Below are 25,292 nucleotides of genomic sequence, written 5' to 3'. Positions count from 1 at the left end.
CCTCCTTTTTAACCGTAGGCGTGCCAGCGGTATTGTGTGTTTAATTCCCGAACCGCCAACCTAAACCCTAAATGGTTTACGTAGGACTGCGTACCATCTACACGTATGGACGCGCCTGTGTAGTTTGCGGCAGCATAAATCTGGTACCCATTATATGTGTTAGCGCTACAAGGAAACGTTGTTACCGCAGTTGCTGCGGATACTGGATTCACTATCTCCACAACGATTCGTGTAGGAGTAAAACCCAGCCCTGAGACAGCCATAAAAGGCATTGATAAAGTGCTACCGTCACCCAGAATAAAATTCGAAGAAAAGCTCAGGGACGTAACCGTACCCGTAGCATATTTCGGCCCCACCTGAATTGCGTTGATATTCGCCGCCATCGTTGCAAATGGCGCGTCTGCCGCTGTTGGTACTCCTTTGCCAGTAATCGCAGCGGCAATTGATGCTTTACCGTTACTGACAGATGTAAAAAGGTCAGGACTCCACGGTGTCCACACACCATTTTGCTTTAAACGTTGTTGGTATGTTGTCCTGTTAAAGTTGTAAGCATTTTGGACTTCCCACAAGTCGTTATGACGAATGATTTCGAAGTAATGCCAATCCGCACTTGGAGCATTAACTACTTGGCTGCCCATATACCATCCGGTTTTTCGAGGATCGTTAAGGTTTGCATTAGAGATGTCAAGGGCAAATCCTGAATCACTGGTTACAGCTACCTTTTGCCACGGGTCACCTGTATTAGCAATACGGTGTAGTGCTGGGGTGAACGCTGCGCCTGCTGTGGTTGCGACCGGGCCTGTATCAAACATGTATACTTCTGGACCAGCGCCGCCCGTATACCTCATATAGATTCCGCGAGCGCCTAAGTCGGCATGAGTATTCTCAAATTTGAATACTGATCCGTCTAGGTAACAATTACTGCCATACAAAACCATACCATTTGGGGAAGCAGAAAACGTACCCCATTGCTGCATAGTTAGTCGTCCAGTCATATTGACGCCGCCTGTGCGCGGCACGCTAGCAATTTTAGCATCTCTTACTGCTTTCTCCGTCGCGGCCAGCGTCTCGGACGTCCCATCCGTTTTGTTCGATAGCTGGACAATCCCTTTTTTCATAAGAGACGCGTCCGGAATCTCAACGTTCTCGATCTTCTTCAGAATTTCTTCCAAGCTGATATTTACCCGCTGATCGGCTGTAGAAATAACCCCACTGGTATCTGTGGCCACATAAAAAAGCAACAAGCCAGATTTGGCCGTTGCTTCTGATGTTGTCTTTTTAACCACGCCACCAATGTCCACGTACAAATATTGTCCTTGTGTTGGATTCAAAGCCATTTCCCCTGCAGATACTTCGTAGCGTTTCCCACCTACATAAGCCACGCCCGCCGTCCAGGTCGCTTTTAACCCTTCCGCACTACACGTTAGCCCCATCATGCCGTCGATCACAGCAACAAAGTTGCCACCCATCTCCTTGGCCAACTGTTCAACCAATGTGTGAGCTGCCTCGATGCCGCCTTCTATTGTGTTCAGTCTGGACGATGTGATTCGAGTCCCTTCCTGTACAAGTTCGAACAATGGCCGTCCCGTTTGCGGATCCGTCTTCTGTTTCCCAGTTGATGGGTCCATGATCGGCCTGGTTAGGTCGGGGATCTCATCCTTCCAATCCTGCTTGTTATACAAGTGCTCTCACCTCCAGTTTGATATTAAATTCAAAACCAATGAGAAAACCGCGATCGTTCTTGATCACGTTCAGCGCCTGGTTGGCCAGTGTTCGTCCTTGACCATCCATGAGCGATGCGCCAAGAATCTGCTTACCGACCAATTCTACATCGCTCAAGAACACATATTTACGAACGCTCCTTCCGGAAATGATCGTGTTATGAACGGGGTATCGAACAAGTTCACCGCCGACATTGACCAAGGCATGGTCGAAGTATGAATCTACGCTGTTGACCATATTATCAAGTAGCAACGGTTGAATAACCTCAGCAGCCATTATGTTGTTCCTCCTTGCATGGGTATTTCAAAACCTGTAATCGGACTATCTATTCGGGCAACCGTGGTTACTGCCCCCGCTGTTATCGTCCCTTGTGCCAAAGTTCCGCTTGTTCCAAGCTCGATCGGCATTTCAAAACCGCAGATTGGGTAATCTACGCTGTGGCCGTAGGCTTTTGCCCCTACTGTGATGGTCGATTTGGGAGCTTGGACAACCGGCACAGCCCTGTTAATATGAACCGGGCGAATATATTCGAAATCGGTAAACAGCCCCGCAATATTGATTGGGGTACTGCTGTCATACTCAAAGTGGATCTCTTTGGTCATAAACTCTTCCGTCACACTCAGCAGCTTGCCGTATTGCAAACCAATCTGTCGAAGAATCGGCAGCTTGAACGGCTTCTTGGCCAATCTTTTCCTTCGGATCGCCTCACGCCGGTTTGCCACTGAACCGATCTGTTCCGTCCGGAAGTAGATCCATTCCCAAAGGCCAAGCCCCCAGGTAGCACGTTGCAAAAGAAATTGATTCACGAGCTCGTCCATTTTCTTTTCCCGGAGGTTGATTTCTTCTTCCATCACGCCGAAATGCCAGCCTGCTACCGCGTTTTCATACCAGTACGGGGGCAAAACTTTGCGGTATCGCAACGGAATCATGACAGTATCACCTCAACCTTCAGGAGGGACACAGCAGGAACGTCCACATCCTGAACGTCATCGTTAAGAGTAAATTCGCTGTAGTTTTCCACACCTGGAACGAGTAAGAGAGCTGCAATGTAGTTGTATAACAGCTTGCTGCGGCCATTGGCGTATGCCATCACCCGTTGACGGATTTGTTCGGCCAGCTGATGCAGGTCTTCCGTCGTCTCCAATGTTGCCTTCACGGCCACAAGGAAGATTGGGGCCGGATGCACCGCTAAATCATGGCCAGCAATACGGTAATCCTCCCACATCAGTTCCTTGACCTGTTCAGCGAACTCTGGCGTGATTGGTTGGCCGTTCATGTCCGTTAAATACAAATCAATGGAATTGTCGTGGCGTTCCTTCTCACGGGCAACAGCGGCGCCCACACCCTGAATCTCTTTGGCCCAGCTCTCATAATCCTTGCGTCGGCCGCTCCCCTCTTCGGAAAATGCTCGATCCAAGATCCGCAAGCGATAATCATCGTTGGATTCACCATCTTTACGGACCATACCATCTGCCCAGCCATGCGCATCCAGAAACTCATCATCTGCCCAGATTGGTGTGGACTGCAATACGCCATAGCCCCACAATTCTTGCTGTTCAGCAATCTCCTGAGCGATAGGGTACCAAAGGTCATAAAAGTATTCTCCTTCGCCCACGGGAGGCGGTGGAAGCCCTCTCTCATTGGCCATCGTAACCGCTCGGTTGACCCACCGTTGATAGATCATATCGGGGGTTTCTTCCAAGATCGGGATGGAAGGAAACTTCGGTAAATCATTGATGGTCAAACTCATGTATCGATCACCTCACTTAATTCAGCGGCACCAACCAGCCCGGTTATCTGTATGGTCAGATCCATTCCGCGATCGACACGCGTCATCGATGTTACTTCGGCTTGTTCAATCTCAGGGTGAGCCGTTAACGCCTCTTCAATATCCCGGATAATTTCGTGGTCTTCCCAGCCCGCCCATTCCGATTTCTCAACACCCACGTCCGCACCGTAGACAATATACTGGAAACGTTCAGTGCAAAGGATCTTCATGGCCGTTTCAACAAGGAATTCCTCGTAACTGGTTGTCCGGACTGGCCGACCGTACTCATCTAAGACTGCTTGCCGGTTGTAATAGTCCATTTTATACGTCCATTTGGTCTCCGAAGGGATGTTATCCACCAGATCCGTGACGTCTACCTCTTCCAGTTCCATTTCAGGGAACATCGACTCTTCCTCGTCCATGGTCTATCGCTCCTTTCCCAATACATAATATCGTTGGCCAGTCATCCGCGACACCAGGAGTCGGTCCCCCACTTGAAGCGGGCTTGGAATCAAGAGTTTCCCCTTCATGGTTGTTGGAGCAGGCTCTGTCACGTCAAACGTGACTTCGATTTCACGTTCCTGCAGATAGTCGGCAATGACCAAACTTGGGGACTCATAAGGATACGGATCGCCATCCACCTCAATTTTGGCATTCGGCCAGCTAAGGAGCGTTGCACGTTCGGTATCTCGTGCATCGATGTGATCCTTTGTTTTACTCCGCAACAGCTTTATCGCATCATTCAGCATCAAGCTTCCCTCCGTTCCAGCACCATCTTGACGGTGAATATGCCATTGCTCCAGCTCGTATCGGCGCTCTCCACGATCCATTTAGTGACAACCGTCGTCTTGATCAGCACAAGCCAGCCGGCACGCAGCCCCGACAAAGTGTGGTCCTCATGCCGGACGGTGATCTTTTTGATCTGCTTGGGCTTTGCCATCGCCTTCAACCTTTGTGTTGCAACGGTGGTCGGATTCTCTTCTTCCTCGACTTCAATGATCTCTTCCATTCGGCCAAACGTCTTCAAGGCGCTGGAATCGGTTTTAGTGACGGATGCCGACAGTTTGTCATCCTTGTATTTCTGCGCAGTCACCACAGTGTACGTGTCTTCGATGTTGTATCCTGCGCTGCTGGCCTCCATTTGCTCGGGAACAAAAATAGGCACCTTCTCGTTGGTACCCTCTCTCACGACCTGGAAGTAAAAATGTTTCTCCGTCCGGACGACATCCACATGATAACGGTAGCCGCTACGCTCATATGCTTTTTGCAACACATCCAAAATGATTTCGGAATGTGCCATTGTCCCGTAACGTTCATCGATATTGAACCCGAGTTTGGGACAACGAAAATCGACCCCAGTCGTCTGAATGTACTTCTGCAGCTCGGCCCCCGCTTCACCCTTCAGATATGGGCGAGTCCCTTTGTTCTTGGCCAGATACCACCCGATCTCCCGGGCTTCAACCTCCCAAACGTCCGCAAATTCATCACGTTCATATTTTGTGATTGGTCCGTGAAAGAACTGGTTTTTGTGATGAAGGAGCGCCTTGCCGATCCGGTGGGAAAAGCACATCAGCATACCGGCCACACTGATCGTCGGGATACCGCGCAGCCGAACCGTCATGCTGCGCGCGATTTCGTCCCGTTGGGATGACCAGGATATGTCCATAATTGCAGGAGTGAGGGCAGACCTGGCATCGTTCTTTCCGTATATAACTGCGAATTTATCCATGGTCCCTCTCCTTTACTTAGCTTTGTTCAACGCTGCCGAAATTTTATTTTTCTGCCCAGTGTAGTCAAACGCTCCTTTTTGATTGTCGGAAGATTCTTTAGCCGACTTACTTTTCTTTTTATCTTCTGCCGCTTTTTGCTTTTTGGTCTTATCCTTTTTGTCCTTCTTATCTTTCTTATCCTTCTTGCTGGTCGTGTTTGGCCTGCTTTTGCTGGCTTTGGTGATAATCACGCCAGGCTTCAGGAGCTGCTTCGTATTACTGTATGAAATAATCTTTACTGGCTTATGCTCGACCAAGCTCATTGTCATGTGAATATTGCCTTGGCCATCCTTATAAACAATCTCCATGTTCTCGATCAACATGGTCTGAGAAAACAATTCTTCGAAGTTCAACACAACGGGCTTAGGCTTCCATTTTTCAAGCAGTTGCCACGTCGTTTCTGGCCGCTTGTAAGTGACAGTTTGTTTCTTATCCGTTTCCCAAATATCCCGCCATTCACGCGGCAAGATGGTTGAAAAAGAAACCTTCTTCAGTTTGGAAGTAGGTTTCCCTGTCCGCTCTTGTCCGGTGATGACGTTGAATGTATCCACTTCATTACCAGTTGTGATTTGGATCTCGGCCGGAGTGATCGGGAAGGTTAATCGGATAGCTCCTTGCGACATAGCCAGCATGACTTAACCCCCTGTCTCCAATGCTTTGTATAATTCCTCTCCGAATACGTCCCGGATTAACGCTCGACCTTCAGGGCTCGTCAAGGCTTTGGCAAACGATTGGAAATCCGTAATGTCGGCGGCCAGACTACCAAAATCCATTTGGATATTACCAATGGTCACGGATTTGGCTCCTGTTGATGCCTGAGCCGCCAGCGGGATCGTCCGAATCGGAAAATTCCCGCCTGACAAGCTTGGCCCCTCTATGCCGTCCACGCCGTCTCGCATCGTCCCAGCGATCAAGCTCATGCTTTGCTTCACGGAATCCGGCCGCAAGCCATCATTGAACATCGTCATGAAATTGGGTGCCCACTTGTCCGACTTGCTTGCAGGTCCCTCTTTGGTTGGAGAACTAAATCCGAGGTAATTCTTGATTACTCCGGCAGCCTTGGACACGATACTGGTCAGCGTTGGAAACTTACTTTGCATCCCTGCAGCCATCATGCTGATCAGGTTGCTGCCCCAGGTGCTTCCTTTGCTTGAAACAGTAGAGAGCGATTCAAGATGTTGTCGGGTAAGATCGATCGCACTTTTGGCCGATGAACTCACACCACTAAAACTTAATGCAGCCTGGCCATTACCACTCACAATGTCTTGTGCGGCATTCTTGGACGAAACGCCCAAGTCCTTCGCTTGCTTCTCGCTTTCTTTTGCCGCTGTTCCTACGGCTTTCACATTGTTCTCGGCATCCTTGGAATCGGTGCCGCGAAACATCTCCACAAGTTTGTTTTTGATCTTATTTGCTGCCTGGGTGACGCCGCTCTCGTCCATAGCATCTTTCAAACCTTGCTTCAAACCGCTTTTCTGTACATTAGAAACGACGCTTTCCATCGTCTCCTTGATCTTCTGTTCACCTTCCTTAGTTGTGGATGAGGTCGTCGTAATGAAAGATTCTTTAGGCAGCTCCGGCATAGCCGGGATGCGCTGAGGCTCTTCTTTCGGCCCAAAACCGAACCACCCTTTCACAGAATCAGTCAAATTGGATACAGCGTCGACTACTCCCCTGGTCAATCCGCTTGAATCAGCAAGCGAGCCCAACTTTTCGCCTGCCCAGTTACCAATCCATGCTCCAGCAGCAGTACCCAAGGGGCCTGCCAACGAACCAACAATCCCGCCAAGCGTACCCCCAATTGCTCCACCTGCGACCGAACCACCCGAAGTTGATATCGCTTCCTTCCATCCGGTTTCTTTAGCTGTTTCGTATAGTTCGTAGGCACCAAAACCTAAGGATGTCGCAGCCCCGACAATACCGCCAGCTTTAAGCATTTTAGCGTTTGACTTTAAAAAGTTCCCCAACTTTCCACCGTTCGGTACATCAGGTTCAGGCGGAGTTGGAGGAGTTGGACGGGGAACACGGTAAGGATTGTCCCTCGATCCCCTCCGGTTTGGATTCGGGTTGTCTGGTGGATTGTTCCGATTCCGATCACCGCTCGGGCCTCCATTTCTTCCGCCACCTCGCCTGCCATTTCTGCCATTCCTACGATCTCCTCGGTTCCCACCTCCACCTGAGACTGAACCGTTAACATATACGTTTCTGGCATTTATGGTCATCGATGATGCGCCACGCAACCCGCCGCCTAAATCGTCTCGGGAACCTCTATTCCGATCGAAGTCACGTCTGATACCTCGCCCGCCCATTCGGTTACGGATTCGTTCAGATCGTTGTGCAGGGGTTTCTTCAGTCGGATCAGGGTTTGACGTTTTCCCTCTTAGGCGATCCCATCCATTTTTTAGTCCTTGCCCAGTAGCCGTAACGATGCTTTTCCCTTTTTGCCCAACCCAGCCAGCAGCCCCAGCCAGGTCGGAATTAAGTTGCTTCACTCCTTGTGCAAAGGAAACTAGCCCTTTAACTACGAGCACGCTAGCCAAACCGATCAGAGCGCCATTAATTAAGCCAGCATTGTCTTGATAAATGCTGGTCACCTTTGTTATGGCATTAGCAACACCCACTCCAAAAGCTTCAATGCTGTCTTTGTTCTCAGTGATCAAGGTGTTAAATTCTTTTAATGCAGGCAAAGAGGCTTGCATGATGTTCCCGCCAATATCCTGCATTTGCATTTGTAATTGGGCACGCGTTTGATTAAATTCGATTAACGGATCCGCAGCTTGTTGTTGGGAAACCAGTCGATCAGTTGTTCCAGTCATGTCCGGTGCTTTTTCGAACGCGACACCGAACGTTTTCAGGATCGAGTCTGCATTATCTTCACCTGCTCCGGAACCCAACAAAACTAAAGACTCTTTCAATTCGCTTCGTGACTGACTTGCTAGGTCAGCGACTAAAGCAGCAATTGCGCCTTGGGCTTGTTGCTGATTGCCTGAGTTAATGTCTGTGGTAAATGCCGCTGCCTGTCGCTTTGCTTCTTCTTTTCCTGCGCCGCGATGACCAAAGTAACTTTCCATATCACCAGCGTTGAGGGCTTTAACGCCGAAAACTTCTTTGAAAAAGTCACCCGGCTTATCGAAATTGAAGGCCCCTTCTTGAACCGTCTTTGAAAGGAAATTACTCATTTGAGCCGAGCTGGTACCAGCGCTTGAGAAATAGGGGCTATACTCCCAAAATGTATCCAACAAGTCCTTTTGCGGATCTCCTACTGCTGCATAAGAATAAGCAATGCTGTCAGCGGCTTTCGAATAGGATTCTTTGAAGCTTTTAGCTGTTTGGGTGACTGCCCGTTGCGTTTCCTCAGCCCCTGAATCCGGGATGACGGCTTGTAATTTTGTTGTGGCCGAAAAAGCCTCTGCGACTTTCGATTTATCTTTGACCATAGGCACGAGGGTAGATAGCTCACTCGCACCTGTTGCTCTATCAGAAATGAGACCTTGGGCAACCAATTGATCATTGGTGGCCAATACTTCAGATCGTTGTTGAGCCGACAAATATGGTGCGAGTCGAGCGGCTTCTTTGTAATAATCACTAACCCCACCGAACATGGCATCTGATGCCCCACTACCGAGTACAATCCCCCCTGCAACTGCTGCAAGACTTGATATCTTTGCAGATATCCCATCAACTAACGGGCTGATTTCATCAGTTGCACGAAGCCGGACATGAGCATCACTTATTCCGCGGATTTCACTGTCTGCCCGTGATGCTGATCGTAGCAAATCGTCAGCTCCGGCACGAGAACGACGGAAGATGTCGTCGACACGAATGCGATTGAAATCTCTCACGTCATCAGCAGCACCTTGAATTCGGCGCCCCAAATCGTCAGCAGCATCCTGCGCCCTACGGCTACTGGAAACCAAATCATCGCCCATGGTACCAGCAATTCGTCTGAATTCCCGCACATCATCCGTGGCCCGTTGGATCATCTGACGCATTCCCCGGACCGCTCCGGATATCAAATCTCTAGCTTCAAATGGAACCGTCACCCGGCTAGCCATTGCCATAGTTTGCACCCCCTCCCCGGCCTATTTCTTGTTAAGTTTCTTCATTTCTTCCTCGGCCAGCATCGATGCGGCAAGACAGAAATGATACTGTCTGTTCTTATTCACTTCATACGGCAAGACTTCGGAAGGCAATCGCTTCTGGTTGATCCAAAAGGATGCTACCCAGCTTGCTTCTCCGTCTCGCCGGATGAGTTTTTTGCTTCTTTGAGCAGTGCTTCCTTCGTTTCTTGGAAGTTCCGGACAGCTCGGGATAACACTGTGTAATGATCAGGATTGTTAAACATGCGTGGCGGCAACTCGTTTTTATTTACGCAGTTGTATGCCTTCAAAAGCTCGACGTTTTTCCAATCAAAATCATGTTCTGTTGCACGAACAATCATGGCATCAGTCTCGTTAAATGTTTCTTTTACAGTCCCGTCATCATTGAACGAAGCATCGATACAACGACGAATATCCATCGTGGTCAATCGACGAACGGACCATTTCTCACCATCCACTTCCACTTCGATTTGTTCGGGCTTCGCATCAGCCGTACCGGCCGCAAGATATTTTTGTAGTTTGTCGCTCATTGTAATTCCTCCAGTGATTTTATTTTTTTGTTGAATTGAAAAGGAGCGCTAATGCGCCCCTATGCCATGTAATCAGGGAACTGTTCTACAAATTCGAAATCTGTAACAGTACCTTCCAGTGTAATGTCAATCCCGGTGTTACTGTCGATCTGAGCAACTAAGATGTCCATATTACCGTGGATGTGGATACCAGTAAGCAAGACTCGCTCAACATTACCAGTGATCATGTCCTCCAGTGCCCCGGTTATGCGATCCAAGAACATAGTCTTACCGGCTTTAAAATCATTCAACAGCCGGTAACGCAACCGCGATTCCAACTTGGACATAACCAGTTTGATCGGGATTTCATAACCCACGATTTGTTTGGTTTTGGTCATTCGACGCGCTCGGACAATATCTAATGTTTCCGGATTCAGTGTGACCTCAATTTCTTTGATGGTTTGAATGGAATCCCCATTATCGTCTTCAACGGAGAGATTCCGACCAATAAGTTCGCGTTCCATCTACTATGCCACCTCCCATGTGATGTAGAATGCTTCGATGGCATCAAGCGGTTTAGCATAAAGCTTGAAATAAGCATAATCGAAGTCACTAATATTGTTTGGATCTTCCGTGAATGTGTACCCCTCGTCAATGGCCTTCTGACTCCTGCGGATCGCCAGGTACTCCAGCACGGCGGCAATAAACATCCCTCGGCCGTCCTTGTCGTTGTCCAGTTTTGCCTTCCATTTCTTGGCTGTGGAATAGATATCGTTCAGAATCTGATCGATTGTCATCGATACCCGAATCTTACCGAAGTCCTCACGTTCACCTGCACCCATCGTTGTCAGCGTATTGACCGCCGACTCAATGATGTAATCATATCCATCCCGCGTTGCCATCAGTGTACCCTCAGCCAATCCTTTGATAACTTCGCTGTGGCTCCAGTCAATGGCAGCCTGAGTCATTGGCACTTTCACACCGGTAAAGGACTTATTCGCAGGTGTACCAGCCATAAGGCCAGCCACCCAAGCACCCCATTGCACCGAATTGTATGTTTTGCCATTGATGTGAGTACCAGCAAGGGAACAGTTGACGATGTATCGGGCATTCATAGCCCGGCTGCGTGCATTGTGCTTTTCAATGTCGGTATCATCCAGTGCAAGCCCTGCAACGACCAACTGAGCAATCCTACGGGCTTTCGTGCGCCGATCCAGCAGCCACTGTTTCGCCGCGGCTTGGACTGCCGCATCCGTTGACGGCAAATAAAACACGTCGAAGGTCAGACCGTCCACGCGGTTAAAAACTCGGCTCCATTCGGCCGCTGTAATCGTCGCGGTACCGGAGACGGCTCCTGTAATCGGCGTGTATGCCACATCTGCCAGATCTACCGAACCCGTAGATTTAAAGCGGACCATATTGGATTTCTTCAACGTTTCCTCCGCAGCGGCCTTGTCCGCCACCAAGAATGTCTCCGTGTCGAAAATACCCTTGGTATCACGGACGATGATTTCTTTTTTGTTTGCATCGACCAAGCTGGCCCGGATCATGTATTCAAAATCATTTCCGCGAAGACCTGGGTAACGCGCTTCAATCGTGTAACTGTCGGTCACGGTAACAGCGGCAGCTTTCTCAGCCCCATTGGTGACCCGATAGCCGACCACCGTTGCCCCTGTTTCGGATGCCAACTCCAACTCATCCACCTGCAGGCCGCTCTCCTTCAACCGTTCGGATGTGTCGGCCATATCGACGGCAAAATTAGGTGCGCCCCATTCCGCTTGGTACGGAATCAGCACACGCCCTGTCACCGGCACCACTCTGGCTTTGGCCAACGCGATCAAGTCAATATAGGCACCAGGTCTAACTCTCTGAATCGACATTCAACGTTTCCTCCTTTTGGGCCGTACCAGGACGCAAAAATGCATCCAGTCGGCTTTGTACTTCCTGTTGGGATAGCAGGACATCTTCTTTGCAATCAAAAAGGGCGCCCGCAACCTCAAAGCGTTCATGCTTCAAAGCAGATGCACCCTCAATCCATTCCTTCTTGGTCCGCTTATTCAGATCTTGCTGAGCTGCGGCCGCAAGCTTTTCCTTGCGTGTTGTGCTCATGGGTTGAGCTCCTTTCCATAACCGATGTGGAATTCATTGATCTTCGGTACCGGAACCTTCGGCACTGCCAGAAGATACGAATACCTGCAGGTGACCTCAATCCGGTCCTTTTCAGGTCGGGTATGCGGCGGTTCCATCACCAAGGCCGCGCCGAATTTCTTCGAAGCGTAACTATACCGCTTCTGGCGCAGGAATGTGAAAAATGGTGTCAGATTAAAGGGGATAGGCTCCCCCTCGTCTTCCTCCGTCAGCCGTTCTTTGTCAAAGTGAAACACCAACCCCACGTCCTCCACGATCCGGTCGGCCCGCGGCGTATGAACCTTATCCGATACAAGGTCCGTCTCAATAAAAACGGATGGTGTATCAAAGTTTCCCGCAAGCCATTGCGTCCGGTCCCGGAGGATCGCCAGGTCCGGGTATACATGCCGAACAATCTCTGCCCATGCTTTCAACCCTTCATCCATTAACCCAACACCCTTTCCATTTCCCTGTCCAGGCGTCGTATGATGAGTTGATTCATCCCGCCTTCAAATTGAGTCAAAGCAATGTCGAAATACTTTCGTCCAATGAAGGTTCGCGGCTTGGCCATGAACCCGCCTCGTGCATTCCGGTCATACACAAAAGACCCACCGCTGTTCCAGTACCCCGGAACAAAGTGAGCCTTATGGATAGTGTATCCTTCATTAACCAATCGCGGGTAACCCCATGCATTCTGATCATTTGAACCGGACCCGAGATCCGATCCGACTTCCAAGGTAATCGCATTTCGATCAACGTCCCATTCCCACACGTTGCCGTCACCGCCTCGAGTAAATGAGTTCCACATCAAGCCGGTATCAATCAGGCCTTGCCTGTCGATTTCGTCAATGATGTGGTTCAACAAACTTTCTCCCAAGGCTTCTGCAATATTTCTGAGAATTCGATCCATGTCTCGGTCAACAAGTTGACGGAACCGCCTGGCCAACCCATCAAAGTCGTTAACGATCATTGCCTTTCACCTCACATGTCATCAACAGCTCCATCCAATAGCGACGAGGATTCGCATCGATAACGAGATAACGACGGCCAAACAACACAACCTCGTCACTGATTCGCACGTCGGCCGTCTTTGTTACACCGATCGTCTTCTTGACGATGTACATCACAGGCTTTGCATCGGATTTATCGGATGTCTCCGTCTTGATCACATGACATTTAAGGTCCGCAATTTTCCCGCTCTTACGATCGTTAAACAGATCGTCGCCATCACGCTTGCTTCCTACCCGGTAAACAGCAAGCGGTGTTTTAAACCGATGATTCACAGCAAATAGGCCGTGATGTTGCCATCATCCGGCCCCTCCTGCTGTTTCTTAACCCACAAGAACAAGATCGCATCCACGTCCGGGTTTCCTGTAGTCTTGCCAGCGATGGCCTGCCGGGTATATGTCCAAGCCCCGTCACTCTCAGATGCATAGTTCCGCGCGACAGCAGCCAGGTATTCCTCACTATCCTGCAAAGCCAGCCCTTCGGCCAGCTTCACCCATGCAAGCATGAGCTGCCGATCGACGACTTCAGGAAACGGCATAGGCAAATACAATTCAATGCGCACTTGGGCGTCATCGATGTATTGTTCCAACTGTTCTGGCTCCGCTTCCTGAATGGGCGTTACACGGCTGCGGGTTTTAAGAAGTTGGGGCGTTAGCATAAGGATCATCCTTTTGCAATTGGGCTGCCAAAGCTTCAATCAAATCGGGTTTGTTCATCGTCGAATAACCTTTGATGCCTGCCGCCTTGGCTTGCTCCTTCAGTTCCTGAAGGGAAGGACCATCATCTTTCCCATTATCGTCAGCTACCGGTGCGGGTTCCGAATGAATTTCTTCAACCGTGAAATCCTTCTCCTGTGACAATTTTTCCGCAACCTCCGAAGAAACAAGCAAAGTTTTGCCCGGTTCGAAGCGATGGCCGTATTTGGTCACTGACGTGTTTTTGCCATTAAAGGTCACTTTCTGCATCAGAACGTCACCCCTTCCGCGATCGACACAGCGCCCGGCTCTTCGAAAATAGAATCATAGTCGGAATGAATAGCGTAGAAGCGTTTGTCCTCATAGATGGCTTCTTTACCCTCCGTCGTCTTGCGGATCTGCATGTCATAGGTGTTCACCAAAACAAAATTGTCGTGATACGTGAAAATCACGACACCTTCAGGCATGTGCGCCACTTCTTCAACGTCATAGGAGTTGATCTTTTTCACGCCGCCCAAAATTTGCAGCTGGATCGATGCGCTCGTATCCTTCTCAGCCAGTTTTTGCAGGCGTTCGGAGAAGGTGTTGGGATGCATGAAGAATTTGAACGTACCAGCAGCACGCAACCGCGTAGGAACAGCACGTTCCAGTTCGAAGAAGATCCCGACTTTTTTCTCAGCAGGCAATGTGTCCCAATCAATGAGGTTGCCCTCTGTCTTGGCTTTTTTCAACCATCCGTTGTTGATTTTCAAGAAGTCGTAATCCGGATCGGTGCTCGGTGTTGCTGTATCCCCGTTAAAACCGAGATCCTGCATGTTATCCGCGTAGTTCTTGGTCATAGCTGCCATGATGATATCCTCGGCATTTTGGCTACGAACACGTTGCGTTTGACGGATGAATTCTTCCGTAATTTCAAATGCCAGAACAACAGGAGCGACAGCATACGGTACTTGCGGAAATGTTGGCCTTGTGATTTTGCTTACCGCGTTGTTTTCCACTTTGCCGCGAAGGTTCCGGCCTGTGACCCCGATTTTATCAATCGTGCCTTTGGAACTTGTACGGGTTACTGTACGGATACCTCTCAAGAAAGAGGTGGATTCATACGCCATGGTTAAAAAGGCATCCACTTGCTGATAGTTGAGGGCTGTTTGGTCCATGGTTGTAACAGTGGTCGATTTAATGACTTGTCCGTTTGTTTTCATGTGATTAATAGTCTCCCTTCAAATTTGAACTACAGCAGACCGCCGAAGCTTACGCTACCATCCGACTTATGGATTCCCTCGTTCTGGGCACCGCCTTGCTGAGAACCGCCACGACTGTTTTTGACGATTTGCACGTCAGCTGCCAATGTATTCATTTGCTCAGTCAACGGGGCAAGCGCCTTAGCAATGGCGTCAGTCACGGCATCCGCTTGAGGATCTGCACCTTTGCCCGTATCCTGTGTTCCACCGTCAGGATCAGTGCCGCCGCCGCCTTCCTGCTTCTTCAGTTCCGTAATCTCGTTGGTAAGATCCGTCACTTGCTTGGCAATAGGCGCAACAGCTGCCTGTACGGCTTTTGCAATATCTTCTGGTTTCAAATCGTCTTCCTCCTCAGGCTCTTCTTCAGGAGCCGTCTTATTTTTAAGTTCGGTCAGCGTAGCAATGGCATCATCAATGTGCTTCATGTTCCCACTGGAAATTTTCTTGCCAGCCTTGGCAATAGCTTCAGGGGGCTGCCCCAACTCTTTTGCTATATCCTTCACGGCCAAAACTTCCTGAGCAATCGTCACAAAGTCCTGAAGGGCTTCACGGATCTTCTCAGGATCACTTTCCATATCTTCGTTGTACCAGCTGTCCCAGTTGAAGATGACACTATTGAGTGCATCCTGTGCCGCCCAAAATTCACGACGACGACGGTCGCGTTCGTATTTGTCTGCAACCGCACCTTTGGCGATTTTAGCGCCACCAGTAAAGTAAGCTTTCATGGTACGAAAAAAGCCCATGGCTTCGTCATCCGACTTGGCCGCAGGCTGCTGGTCTTGCTTTTCAATTGCTTCCGCCGTCCCTGCCATCGAGTATCCGGTGATGTCACCCTTCTGGATGCTTTTCCAGATTTCGTCGCTTGCTTTGGTAACGAGTACCCACGATCCCTTACGGATCGTCTCGCCCTCCATTTCAAAATCTACTGGGGCAATGTAGCATTCCACCACATCCCCCACGCCGGGATCGAAATCATGCTGCGTATCCATGACTGCACCTTTCGCAATCGCGAGGTTGGCCATAAATCCGTGAACAGCCTTTTCGATCTCTTCCGCAGTCATCATGTCACCATGTGAATCTTCGGCGTCCGGTTCATACACCACACCATACACCAACTTTTTGGCATCGTCCGTCTTGGCAATCAGCCGCACCTGTTTCTGAAAATCCGGCTTTTTGTCGCTTTTGGTGAGGAAAAACCTTTTTTGGTTTGCTCCCTTATCGACATAGCTGATATGCGTGATATCGACATTTGTTAATTCTCTTGGCATTTCTTTCTTCACCTCCTCTCAGGAATAATTGAATGGCAAACAGGCATGACCACAACAGCACCATACCAACGCTTCTCATATTCGATTCACCTCGCTTAATCAAGTACCAACTGCATCGTGCAGCGGCAATTTATGATTTCTTCAGGATCGCCTGCAGGATCACCGGGGTACATTAACTTGCTTTTGCCGACCTTAAATGGCTTATCCAAGTCAACCACCTGACCGTTGGCCTTACGGTGTGACTTTCGGGTCCTCGTGCCGGCAGCTGACCGCCATTTCTTGCCCTTGGCGATTTCGGATTGCTTCCAGCCTTCCAGTTTGCCGCCGTTGGCCGCTGCCGTACTCATGGTCCGTGAAATCCGCTGTGCCCGTTGCATGCTGAACGGCCCCTCTTCTCCCCCGGCTGCCTGTTCGCTGATTTCCTGTACCAGTAAAGCACGTTCTGAGGGGGTTTTTCCCTCGTCGATCGCTTTTTCAAAGCTACGGAGCAGCGTATCCGTTGAAGATTGATTCATATCGGGTACCAGGTCGCGGATCTCTTTGACAAACTCTTTGGCCGCCTTGTTCTTAGTGCTCCATACCTTTTCGGCGTCAAGTTCGATCAGTTCGGATTCTCCAGCCAATTGAAACAACGGTTCAAAGGCTTCCTGTACCGCTTGTTCAAACAGGTCGGAAAACACGTCGACTGTATGGAGGGCAATAAGAACCTTACCCAATTCACCGATATCCCCCAAGGACTCTTCGCTCAATTCAGCTATTGCCTCCTGAAGAGCTTCCCCTTGTAGCTCCAAGATCTCCATGATCCGGTCCTCACCCTGCTTGTATAACTCTTCAAGCAGCTGACGCTCCACGTATGTTAGCTCAAGGCTATCAAGGAATTCATCATCATCCGCTTTGGCGATCAGTTCCCAACAAGCTTCACACATGGACGCCCACCTCTGCTGAGCCTTTCCGAAGCAGGCGCTTCGCAATGGTTGTAACACGCTCCTGCAGGTCGTCAGCATCGTTCTCGCCTTCAGGATCAAGAACAGCAGGCTGACTGCTTGCCAATTGTGCGATCGGCGTATCAAGGTATTCCGGACTGAACTTGCCCTCATCGATCGTTGTACCAAGTACATCTTCGGCGATCGGAATCAGGTCACGGACCAGCATAATACCGCGGTCAGCAATAAAGTCCAGCATTGCCTTGCGATCTGCCGGATCAATAATGTTCGGCCCCCGAAGCACGGCACGCACACGAAAAATGCCCATGGCCGGGAATAGGCGCTTGTTGAAAATCTCGTTCATAATCCACTTGCGATAAGGTTCAAATACTTGCTCCTCTGCGAATGCCAGGGCTGCCTGAGCTGTCGCACGATTGTAGTCAGAACTTTGCCCAACCAGAATCGGCGGCAGTCGGAAAGCAGACAGGATATCCGCCTTCTTTTCCTTCCCGTACTCCAAGAAAAGGGCGTCCTGTTGAAGCAAGTCGTTCAGCTTATCCATTTGGATAGATACCTTTTCGACCTTTTCGTCCAACGGCCCGCCTGTTTCCTGCCCTTTAGCCTCAAGGTAAAGGATACCGCCTTGGGATTGAGAACCTTTAACTTTGCTCAGTAACTCCATTGATTGTTGCGTCAAGCGGCCATTTGTGACCGTTAAGATCATGGAGAGCATACGGCCATTTGAGAAATAAGATACGTTCAGTTCCTCAGCTTCCCGGGAACCCACAACACCAGGTGTATTCCCGAACCATCGAGGCTCCCCATATGCTCCATCGTTACCGATGCGTAAAGGAATGATTTGGTTACCTTCACCTTCAGTACCGAACAGCCGGAACCACACAACCGAAGTCCCCCGCTTCATTGCATACCGACGCGTATAGATCTCCTGTGAAAATTCTTCGACTTGTTTGGTTGAACTGATACGTCGTTTTCGTTTAATAGTTGCCTGTTTGCTCTCCTTGGTATAACGAACATACTTTGGGTTCATTCGGAAGATTGTCGGGAACTCGCTGCCTGTTGGCCAGGCCACCTCTATGTTGGCCATCCCGGTACTCTCCAAGTCCTCAATTAGTTGGCTCACAATCTCGTCTGGTGAATCCTCCAGATTGCACGTCTCCAAAAAACGTTCAGCACGGTTCCATTCGTCCTTGGCCGTATCGTCACTCTCACCCGGCAAATACTCCAGCGCAATGCCATGGCCAGCGATATTCCGTTTGTAAGCCTCAATGCACTGTGGGATGATGTTGCTGTTTTTAACAAGTTGTCTACATGAAGCAGGGTCATTGCCTGACTCGAAAGGCAACAGGCCATGCTGATCGTATAAGCTGTCGAATACATCGGGCAGCTGGGCACTGGACGGAATGTGCCTTCCTTCTTCCTTCGCAAACGGAACCCATGCCGCATTGCCTTCACTCAACCAAACCACCCCGCTCCCCCATTGTTATCTTCATGCTCAGAATCCTCCTGTTGCTGTTTTTTCTTGAACCACTCGAACCACTTATCAGCTACCTGGCGCACCTGCAGGGCAATGGAATAAGCCATAATCCGGTCATCGTGGCAACCGCTGTCGGCCTCGGCCTTGCCGTTCTTATCGATGAACGTCATACACTCACCGTACAGCTCAGGACAATAAATGTCGTAAAGCTGATCGCGAATGGCCTCTTTGAAATCACTAATCATTACAGGGCGGGTAGCCTTATTGGTTTCCCAACCAAGGCGGCCCTTCTTGTGAAGGAACAACAACGGGTAATGGCATGTGTTGTACAACGTATTGAGCACGGATTCCCCAGTGTTGTTGTTCTCGACGGCAAGCAATGCCGTGTTATAAAACAACCCGAGCCTGTTCAGCTTCTTCCCGTACAAATCGGTGTCCCACTTGCCATGAAGTGCTGCGCACATTTCACCCGTCCGGGCATCGATCACATAAGCAGCATCATAGTCTCCATCTTCTGTGCCTTTGGCCGTATCTGCGGCCAAGATGTACCGTTTCCCCTGATCAGGCTGCCGGTAGATGATCAGTTCTCCGGTCGATGAAGGAAAAACCCTGCCCTTAACAAAGTCAATCTCATGCCGAATGCCTTTAAGCTGGATCGCATCCCGCAATCGCTTGATGAACTTGTTATCGAAGATCCCTTCGCCAGACAACAAGAACGCGTCGTCAGGTTCTGACGGATACTCCTGATCGAATTGCCGCGGGTCTCCACCGCAATCATTTCGGATGGTATAGCGTCGCCACTGAAGCTGTTCATCATCTAAACCGTATTTGGCCTTCAGCTCCTGTTCCTCTTCGGTCAACTCGAAGCCAGGCGGTAACGGTTTGCGATAGTCCGGCATTTCAAACCACGCAAAAAAGAGCGGAAAAAAATCATTCTCGCCCTTAACGGCTGCATCCCATATTTGTTTGAACTCTTCCATGCCATTCGCTGTGGATTCGATAATCCCAATGCTTCCCGCTTCCTTGGACAATGCAGCCAAGAGAGACAGCAGATGCCGTTTCTTCTTCTTGGCTGGCCAGAATGCCACTTCGGATGCATGCAGGTAATGGATCGTATCCGAACGGGCCAGAACCCGGCTTTCTGCCGTCTGTACAGTGATCTTTGATTTCAACCCCGGATTCCTGCGGCGGTCTGCCGTCCGGATCGCCGGGTTCTCAAAGGTCAGCTTCTTGGCGTTGTTCTTCCGACTCATCGGCTGGATGATGGCCGGCACCCGCTCGTAATAAAGCTGGAACATATCAAACAGGTTACTGGAAGCATCGGAGGATTGAGCGACAATGAATGCATTCTTGGCTTCCTGCAGCGACGTGAAATAATAGATCAGGGCTTCCGTCACCGTAGAGAACCCCATCTGCCTAGCTTTCAGGATAATAATCCGGACGGGCTTTCCTGCCGCAATGTCTTCAAACACCTTCGCAGCATAACGCCGCTGGGCATCATTGAGGATCAACCGAACCATGGCCCCGGATTTGTCCTTGATCTTGAGCATAGAGAAACAAAACCGTTCGAAGTCAGAAAGGATCTCCTTCAGCTCCGCCAACTTTTCAGGCCGCTGTTGCAGCTTGCGCTTAATCCGGCGGCGGTGTTCCTTAGCAAGTGCAATTACCAATCTAGATCATCTCCATCGTCGTCTTCATCGCCTTCACCCTCTCCCTCAGTACCGCCGTGGCCTAAAGCCTTAAATTTGTCCAACTCCAAACGTTCACGAGCGATTTTCAGTTTCTCTTCCTCTTGTTGCAAGCTGGCAATCAGGTTAATCACGCGGATTTTCTTATCACGCGTCCGGATCAACCATTCCTCTTGCTTCAAGATTTTGTCCAACTTCGAGGAAATAACGGTCGTGATCTCCGTGACCTTCATGCCCTCTGTAAGGACCGGAACCTGAATCTGCTTCCCGCTCTTAGGGCTGGTGTATGGCACCATATCCTTGCGCTGAGTGAGTTCTTCCTTGATCTTGCGTTCCTCATCACTCAGCCCGGCTTCCAACATCTTGACCCGTTTCATGTGCCGGATCTCCTGCAGGGTCAACAGCCGAAGTTGTTCCTCAAGCTGGGCCATTGGCGATGTATCGATCTGATCCAGCAATTCCAATTCCTCAGCCTCGAGGGTATCCGCAAAGATGGTTTCATACCCTCCATGCTTAAGGGCCTTCTTGTTGCGGTATGGACCGCCATTGCCGCCGCTATTCCCCAAGGCGTTTTTGTTGCCAGGAGGCGCACCGCCTTTGTTGCCGACGGCGTTCTTATTCCCTTTCGGCGCTCCCCTTGATTTTGGAACGCTCCCATTCGTTCCATTTGGAGCGTTCCCTTTGGAAGTACCATCAGCGCTCCCATTCAATTCATCTTCCCACTTATCTATGGACTTCCATTTTCGGACCCGAGATTCAGGAATGAAAAGAGCGGCGGCGATGTCTTTTAGCTTCATCGTCCCGCCGCTCTGCAACCACATCTTTTTTGCCTTGTCCCGCTCGGGACTACGTTCTCTGGCCATGCTACACCATCACCACCCCCAACAAGAAAAGACGAGTCCTAAATAGACCCGTCTGTCCCTTTTATGTTCAATCCCCTTTGACTAGAACCTATACTCGATTACGGGGGACTTCGAAGCAATACAGCTCCTTCCCCTTCGCCTGCTGCTTCTGCGTAATCTCAGCCAATGCATTCGAGTGGTTAGAAGAAAGGCCTTCAAGCCGTTCCTTCAACATATGTCCTTTGTGACATCCAACTAGTTCCTGTAGGCTCTGGCTCGTGATGCCTGCTTGTGTGAAATTCGCGATAATGTTGCTTTTCATATAAATCATCCGTTCTTAGTTTAGTCCGCCCTTACTGGGGCGGCTACAAGCAATATAAGGTATGACCTCGCCTATTTAACACAATTACGTACATCACAGATCATCATCCTTCTGTAACTTGATATCCAACTCGATAAGTCGTTCCAAATCGTCGACCGTCTTCATCATTATATGTCCGGCCTGCAGGTCTTTAACCCACTGGGCGATTGCTGCTTTGACGATTTTGCGGTATTGCTCTTTAGATTCGAGGATACCCTCTGCGACTTCGAGCTCGTGTTGCAACAAAATTTCATCTTGTGTTCTCATGTAGTCCCCTCGGCTTTCCGTTATACTGGAATGCGAGATAGCGGATGTCTGCATAAATGCCGCGCGCGGCGGGCCGCTATCTCAGCCGGGGGATACCCTGGGTGATCAGGGGGACGTTCGAGCGTCTCCCTTTTTATTACCGCAAAAATCCGGTAACAGTAACGAGTCTAGGACGAACATTGAACTTCTTGGCTATTGCCGTGGCCTTGACATTCACCGCATCAATATACGGCTGGATGTTAACCATGGCCTCGTCACGGCTGACCTTCTTGGTTTTGTATAACAGCTTGTACGATTCGGCCCGTGCTTTTAGGGCGGCTATCTCTGGATTCATAGTCTTTCACTCCTCTATCTATCGTTGTTATCGAGATGATAACCGATGTGGCTACGACAATCGAGAGAGATTAAGAGATTTCTCCAAAAGCTGTCATGTCAATTTCAAGTGGGCCCAGCTCCTTCTTAATATGTTGCGGATTGCCCTTGTAAAACACTAGTACGTTCTGATGACATTTGCCTAATTTCCTTCGGCTGCTGAACTGCCTCCCTACCCGTAGAGCCACACTGCCCACGACATTAATCAAAATGGCCTCATTGTAATAGACAAAGCCCGCATCCTGAAAAGCCTGTATGGTGTCAGATACAAAGTTACGATACACGCCGCGTTGATCGCGTACATCCCCCACAACAAAACAAGCAAAGCGGTTTTCTTTCAATCTATCGGCTGCTGTCGCGATAATCTCTCGGTAAGCTGCCAGAAAGTCTATATAATCCATATTGGATATATCAGCAGGATCATCACTATAAACCTCCAAGTCGGCATAAGGCGGGCAGCTAAACAGAAAATCAGCTTCAACGTGTGCTGCCAAATGAGCTATATTACGCGAATCACCTTGTATCCATTCCGGGGAACGATCAATAGCCCCTTTTTCATAAAGGAGTTGCGCTTGCTTTCGATTCTCAGTAACCTGCTCCTGTCGTAAGTCTACGCCAGTATACGAGTAACCCAAGTATTCGGCCACTATGCCACGCACGGAACCGCCAGAAAACGGGTCTATCACCTGACCGTCCTTTGGACAGAACCAACGATACATTATCTCGCACAATACCGGGTCAAATACGCTTGTGCTACTGCCGACAGCTTCCATCGCTGCACGCATAAATTCCGATTGAGTTTCCATATCAAATAGGAGCGAATCCTTCCGCCCCTTATCGCTCTCTATTCCCATTTGTAGCCACTGCCGCTTGCGGTCTTGCCAATAGCCTTGCCGGGTATCCAGCACGCTAAATGGTGGGATGACAAATCGGTCAATCAACGGAATGGGCTCAGGCTCATCAGGTATATCCAAATCGTCTGTGTTAATTTCAAGATTCAGATTTTCAAGCTCATCATCATTGAAACCAGACAAGGAAATGTCTGCCCCGTCGGCCTGCAGCTCAACCAACAATTGTGTGAGGGCGTCCTCATCCCAATCACCCGAAACCTTGTTCAAAGCGATATTGAGAAGCCGTTCCTGCTGATCATCGAGATCCACGACCGACACTTGCAATTCAGTGTGGCCAAGCTCATTGACCATGATCTTATACCGTTGATGGCCGCCGACCATGTTGCCGGTGCGTTCATTCCAAACGACGGGTTCCACATAACCGAATTCCTCAATGCTTCGTCGAAGCTTCTCATACTCCGGATCTCCCGGCTGAAGGTCAACCCGAGGGTTGTAAGCTGCTGCATTGATCTGATCGATCGGCACGATTCTGATGTTCATGTTTATACCTCCATAAGAAATGCCATCCTTTAGTAGGATGGCATTGTTAATTCTTCAATTAGTTTTTGGTATCGTGGATAGAAACCATGTGCTTCAAGCATTATCATTCTTGGTTGACTTTGTTTAACTGCAATAAGTATTAGTTTAAGTTCGATATCTGACGTATTTATACTCACCAAATCATTTAGCATTTCTTTCTGTTCATCCTGTAAATCATACATTTGAATAAAGTTTAGTATGAAAAAAAATGTATCGAGGTAAGATTTTAAGTGTGGTGCATCTTCTTTAATTAAACCAATATCATGCTGACGTAAATTAACCATATCAGAAAAAGTTAGAACATTGTTATAACCGGATATTGTGTATTCTTCTACAGCCCTCCTACTTTGGGTTTCGATTAAATCATTAACAACACTCATCGCCATTTGAAGATTTAATAAATTTTTCTGGCCCTCCAATTGATCGGCTGAACGAGCTGTTTCTTCTCTCTGCATTTTCAGTTCTTCAGTCTGCATTTTAATAGCTTCACGTTGTAGAGATAATTCTTGTCTTTGTACTGCTATTGTATAAATGAGTCCTGCAAATGCAAAACCTGAGAACAACGCATTTACGGCCCCGAACATATCTCCAGTTATTCCACGGAAATCTTTATCAACAAATATGTATATTGCTACTCCAGAACCAGCCCACACCACAAAAATCACTAAAGCAATTAATGCAATATACTTCCTCTTCATCTGACCACTCCCAATCTATTACTGACACAACATCTTCCAGTATCAGACAATAGACGACGGTGGTCAAGAGTAATATTTGTGTTGAGTTGGTTTCACCTGTGGGCATAGCTCAAATTCGTGCGTACGCTCACTCAGCGCCTGCTCTCCGCTCTTTTCAAGGTTCACCCCTGCAAACGGACGTTCTCACTTAAACGGGCTTAAAACGTCTCACATTTGTTCGTATGAGAGCAAAAGAAAAAGCACCACGATGGGTGCCCTTCTTAACTATCCTTCATACCAGATAACTGCCACATGACTATTTGATTCTCTGTGGTATTGAATAGACTTGATGTCAGCCATAACATGTTCATGAAGCCAGTTGTTAACCAACTTCTCAAGTGAATCAATGTTTGAATGGTGAAGAATTCTGACGCTATTTTTCATGCCCTTTCACCTCCTCTAACACTATGAAAACGTGCTAGGGATATTTTACCTCCTTTGCACATTCAGGTCTACTACAGAACTGTTTTACTCCATCCCATCTACCCCATACACAACCTTTGCACTTCTCAGGCTGCTTTCTAGAGCTGGCCCGTTTCTTCTTCCGCTTTCGATTCATTGATATTCCTCCAATGCAAAAAAGCCGCTCCCGATTAAGGAACGACTTTTGCTGATATATGTACGATTATTGCTTCGGAAATTACGTTTTTCGTATAAAAAATAACAGCTTCTGCTGCTATTGTAACGCTATTTAAAGAATGGCGTCCGTACCGTCCGCAGCAAATACGCTGCGCTCTTTGCTTTAAAAGCGTACGTACTTAGTTACAAGAGAGGAAGAACAAGACCATTTTACATATGACGCAAAATTCGGGTCAAGGAACAGAAAACGGGTGAGCCCTGATCATGCAGAACAAACCCACTGTTTCCTACTGAATCCTTGCTATTCCGCATTTAGTCCAAAATGTTCTCGGCAACTACGATGAAAACAGAAAAGGAGCGAAGAGGAACGCCCCGGTCATATGCTGCATTG

29 protein-coding genes are annotated in these 25,292 nt (G+C 49.0%); all 29 read right to left on the bottom strand.

The window, feature by feature from the left end:
- Positions 1–8 precede the first annotated feature (8 nt).
- Positions 9–1,682, bottom strand: a complete 1,674-nt coding sequence (locus tag L6H98_RS21600) for a pyocin knob domain-containing protein (RefSeq protein WP_236419053.1) — start codon at positions 1,680–1,682, stop codon at positions 9–11.
- Positions 1,675–1,998 carry a hypothetical protein gene (locus L6H98_RS21595; protein ID WP_236419050.1) on the bottom strand — a complete coding sequence of 108 codons (324 nt, stop codon included), beginning with the start codon at positions 1,996–1,998 and terminating at the stop codon, positions 1,675–1,677. The genes L6H98_RS21600 and L6H98_RS21595 overlap by 8 nt, the downstream gene beginning before the upstream one ends.
- Positions 1,998–2,651 carry a hypothetical protein gene (locus L6H98_RS21590; protein WP_236419048.1) on the bottom strand — a complete coding sequence of 218 codons (654 nt, stop codon included), beginning with the start codon at positions 2,649–2,651 and terminating at the stop codon, positions 1,998–2,000. The genes L6H98_RS21595 and L6H98_RS21590 overlap by 1 nt, the downstream gene beginning before the upstream one ends.
- A complete protein-coding gene (locus L6H98_RS21585) occupies positions 2,648–3,472 on the bottom strand; it encodes a baseplate J/gp47 family protein (protein ID WP_236419045.1) in 825 nt (274 codons plus the stop codon). The genes L6H98_RS21590 and L6H98_RS21585 overlap by 4 nt, the downstream gene beginning before the upstream one ends.
- Complete coding sequence (locus tag L6H98_RS21580) at positions 3,469–3,912, bottom strand: DUF2634 domain-containing protein (RefSeq protein ID WP_236419042.1); 444 nt, start codon at positions 3,910–3,912, stop codon at positions 3,469–3,471. Before L6H98_RS21580 ends, L6H98_RS21585 begins: the two co-directional genes overlap by 4 nt.
- 3 nt (positions 3,913–3,915) lie before the next feature.
- Positions 3,916–4,239, bottom strand: coding sequence for a DUF2577 family protein (locus tag L6H98_RS21575; RefSeq protein ID WP_236419038.1), 324 nt, complete (start codon positions 4,237–4,239; stop codon positions 3,916–3,918).
- Complete coding sequence (locus L6H98_RS21570) at positions 4,239–5,219, bottom strand: hypothetical protein (protein WP_236419035.1); 981 nt, start codon at positions 5,217–5,219, stop codon at positions 4,239–4,241. The genes L6H98_RS21575 and L6H98_RS21570 overlap by 1 nt, the downstream gene beginning before the upstream one ends.
- A gap of 12 nt (positions 5,220–5,231) precedes the next feature.
- Positions 5,232–5,891, bottom strand: coding sequence for a hypothetical protein (locus L6H98_RS21565; RefSeq protein WP_236419020.1), 660 nt, complete (start codon positions 5,889–5,891; stop codon positions 5,232–5,234).
- 3 nt (positions 5,892–5,894) lie between these two features.
- On the bottom strand, positions 5,895–9,320 hold the full coding sequence (locus L6H98_RS21560) for a tail tape measure protein (protein ID WP_236419007.1): 3,426 nt from the start codon (positions 9,318–9,320) through the stop codon (positions 5,895–5,897).
- Positions 9,321–9,478: 158 nt separating this feature from the next.
- The gene (locus tag L6H98_RS21555; protein ID WP_236418990.1) at positions 9,479–9,889 is read right to left on the bottom strand and encodes a hypothetical protein; all 411 of its coding nucleotides are present in this window, start codon (positions 9,887–9,889) and stop codon (positions 9,479–9,481) included.
- 59 nt (positions 9,890–9,948) lie between these two features.
- A complete protein-coding gene (locus tag L6H98_RS21550) occupies positions 9,949–10,392 on the bottom strand; it encodes a phage tail tube protein (protein ID WP_236418987.1) in 444 nt (147 codons plus the stop codon).
- Positions 10,393–10,395: 3 nt separating this feature from the next.
- Entirely contained in the window at positions 10,396–11,748 is a 1,353-nt protein-coding gene (locus tag L6H98_RS21545; RefSeq protein ID WP_236418984.1) for a phage tail sheath subtilisin-like domain-containing protein, read from the bottom strand.
- Positions 11,729–11,977 carry a hypothetical protein gene (locus L6H98_RS21540; RefSeq protein ID WP_236418981.1) on the bottom strand — a complete coding sequence of 83 codons (249 nt, stop codon included), beginning with the start codon at positions 11,975–11,977 and terminating at the stop codon, positions 11,729–11,731. Before L6H98_RS21540 ends, L6H98_RS21545 begins: the two co-directional genes overlap by 20 nt.
- Positions 11,974–12,441: a hypothetical protein gene (locus tag L6H98_RS21535; RefSeq protein WP_236418976.1), complete on the bottom strand. Its 468-nt coding sequence runs from the start codon at positions 12,439–12,441 to the stop codon at positions 11,974–11,976. Before L6H98_RS21535 ends, L6H98_RS21540 begins: the two co-directional genes overlap by 4 nt.
- Positions 12,441–12,857, bottom strand: a complete 417-nt coding sequence (locus L6H98_RS21530) for an HK97 gp10 family phage protein (RefSeq protein WP_356723890.1) — start codon at positions 12,855–12,857, stop codon at positions 12,441–12,443. The genes L6H98_RS21535 and L6H98_RS21530 overlap by 1 nt, the downstream gene beginning before the upstream one ends.
- Before the next feature lie 97 nt (positions 12,858–12,954).
- The gene (locus L6H98_RS21525) at positions 12,955–13,278 is read right to left on the bottom strand and encodes a hypothetical protein (protein ID WP_236418954.1); all 324 of its coding nucleotides are present in this window, start codon (positions 13,276–13,278) and stop codon (positions 12,955–12,957) included.
- On the bottom strand, positions 13,275–13,661 hold the full coding sequence (locus L6H98_RS21520; RefSeq protein WP_236418950.1) for a hypothetical protein: 387 nt from the start codon (positions 13,659–13,661) through the stop codon (positions 13,275–13,277). Before L6H98_RS21520 ends, L6H98_RS21525 begins: the two co-directional genes overlap by 4 nt.
- Positions 13,639–13,968 (bottom strand): Rho termination factor N-terminal domain-containing protein, encoded by a 330-nt coding sequence (locus L6H98_RS21515; protein WP_236418947.1) that lies wholly within the window; start codon positions 13,966–13,968, stop codon positions 13,639–13,641. Before L6H98_RS21515 ends, L6H98_RS21520 begins: the two co-directional genes overlap by 23 nt.
- Entirely contained in the window at positions 13,968–14,900 is a 933-nt protein-coding gene (locus L6H98_RS21510; protein WP_236418926.1) for a phage major capsid protein, read from the bottom strand. Before L6H98_RS21510 ends, L6H98_RS21515 begins: the two co-directional genes overlap by 1 nt.
- Before the next feature lie 29 nt (positions 14,901–14,929).
- Positions 14,930–16,207, bottom strand: a complete 1,278-nt coding sequence (locus L6H98_RS21505; protein ID WP_236418913.1) for an XkdF-like putative serine protease domain-containing protein — start codon at positions 16,205–16,207, stop codon at positions 14,930–14,932.
- 95 nt (positions 16,208–16,302) lie between these two features.
- A complete protein-coding gene (locus tag L6H98_RS21500; RefSeq protein WP_236418899.1) occupies positions 16,303–17,133 on the bottom strand; it encodes a phage minor head protein in 831 nt (276 codons plus the stop codon).
- On the bottom strand, positions 17,126–18,616 hold the full coding sequence (locus L6H98_RS21495; protein WP_236418896.1) for a phage portal protein: 1,491 nt from the start codon (positions 18,614–18,616) through the stop codon (positions 17,126–17,128). Before L6H98_RS21495 ends, L6H98_RS21500 begins: the two co-directional genes overlap by 8 nt.
- On the bottom strand, positions 18,604–20,295 hold the full coding sequence (locus L6H98_RS21490) for a DNA packaging protein (protein ID WP_236418877.1): 1,692 nt from the start codon (positions 20,293–20,295) through the stop codon (positions 18,604–18,606). Before L6H98_RS21490 ends, L6H98_RS21495 begins: the two co-directional genes overlap by 13 nt.
- Positions 20,289–21,176: a phage terminase small subunit-related protein gene (locus L6H98_RS21485; protein WP_236418871.1), complete on the bottom strand. Its 888-nt coding sequence runs from the start codon at positions 21,174–21,176 to the stop codon at positions 20,289–20,291. The genes L6H98_RS21490 and L6H98_RS21485 overlap by 7 nt, the downstream gene beginning before the upstream one ends.
- 394 nt (positions 21,177–21,570) lie before the next feature.
- Complete coding sequence (locus L6H98_RS21480) at positions 21,571–21,783, bottom strand: hypothetical protein (RefSeq protein WP_236418856.1); 213 nt, start codon at positions 21,781–21,783, stop codon at positions 21,571–21,573.
- Between the two features lie 136 nt (positions 21,784–21,919).
- Positions 21,920–22,117 carry a hypothetical protein gene (locus L6H98_RS21475; RefSeq protein WP_236418853.1) on the bottom strand — a complete coding sequence of 66 codons (198 nt, stop codon included), beginning with the start codon at positions 22,115–22,117 and terminating at the stop codon, positions 21,920–21,922.
- Positions 22,118–22,187: 70 nt separating this feature from the next.
- Positions 22,188–23,546, bottom strand: a complete 1,359-nt coding sequence (locus tag L6H98_RS21470; protein WP_236418851.1) for a ParB N-terminal domain-containing protein — start codon at positions 23,544–23,546, stop codon at positions 22,188–22,190.
- A 29-nt stretch (positions 23,547–23,575) separates the two neighbouring features.
- Entirely contained in the window at positions 23,576–24,283 is a 708-nt protein-coding gene (locus tag L6H98_RS21465) for a hypothetical protein (protein ID WP_236418846.1), read from the bottom strand.
- Positions 24,284–24,547: 264 nt separating this feature from the next.
- Positions 24,548–24,706, bottom strand: a complete 159-nt coding sequence (locus L6H98_RS21460) for a hypothetical protein (protein WP_236418843.1) — start codon at positions 24,704–24,706, stop codon at positions 24,548–24,550.
- Positions 24,707–25,292: the final 586 nt, after the last annotated feature.

This window comes from Paenibacillus sp. JJ-223, assembly GCF_927798175.1.
Taxonomy (GTDB): domain Bacteria; phylum Bacillota; class Bacilli; order Paenibacillales; family Paenibacillaceae; genus Paenibacillus; species Paenibacillus hubeiensis.
Note: the sequence above shows the minus strand (reverse complement) of the source record. Positions and strands in the feature narration are given on the sequence as shown.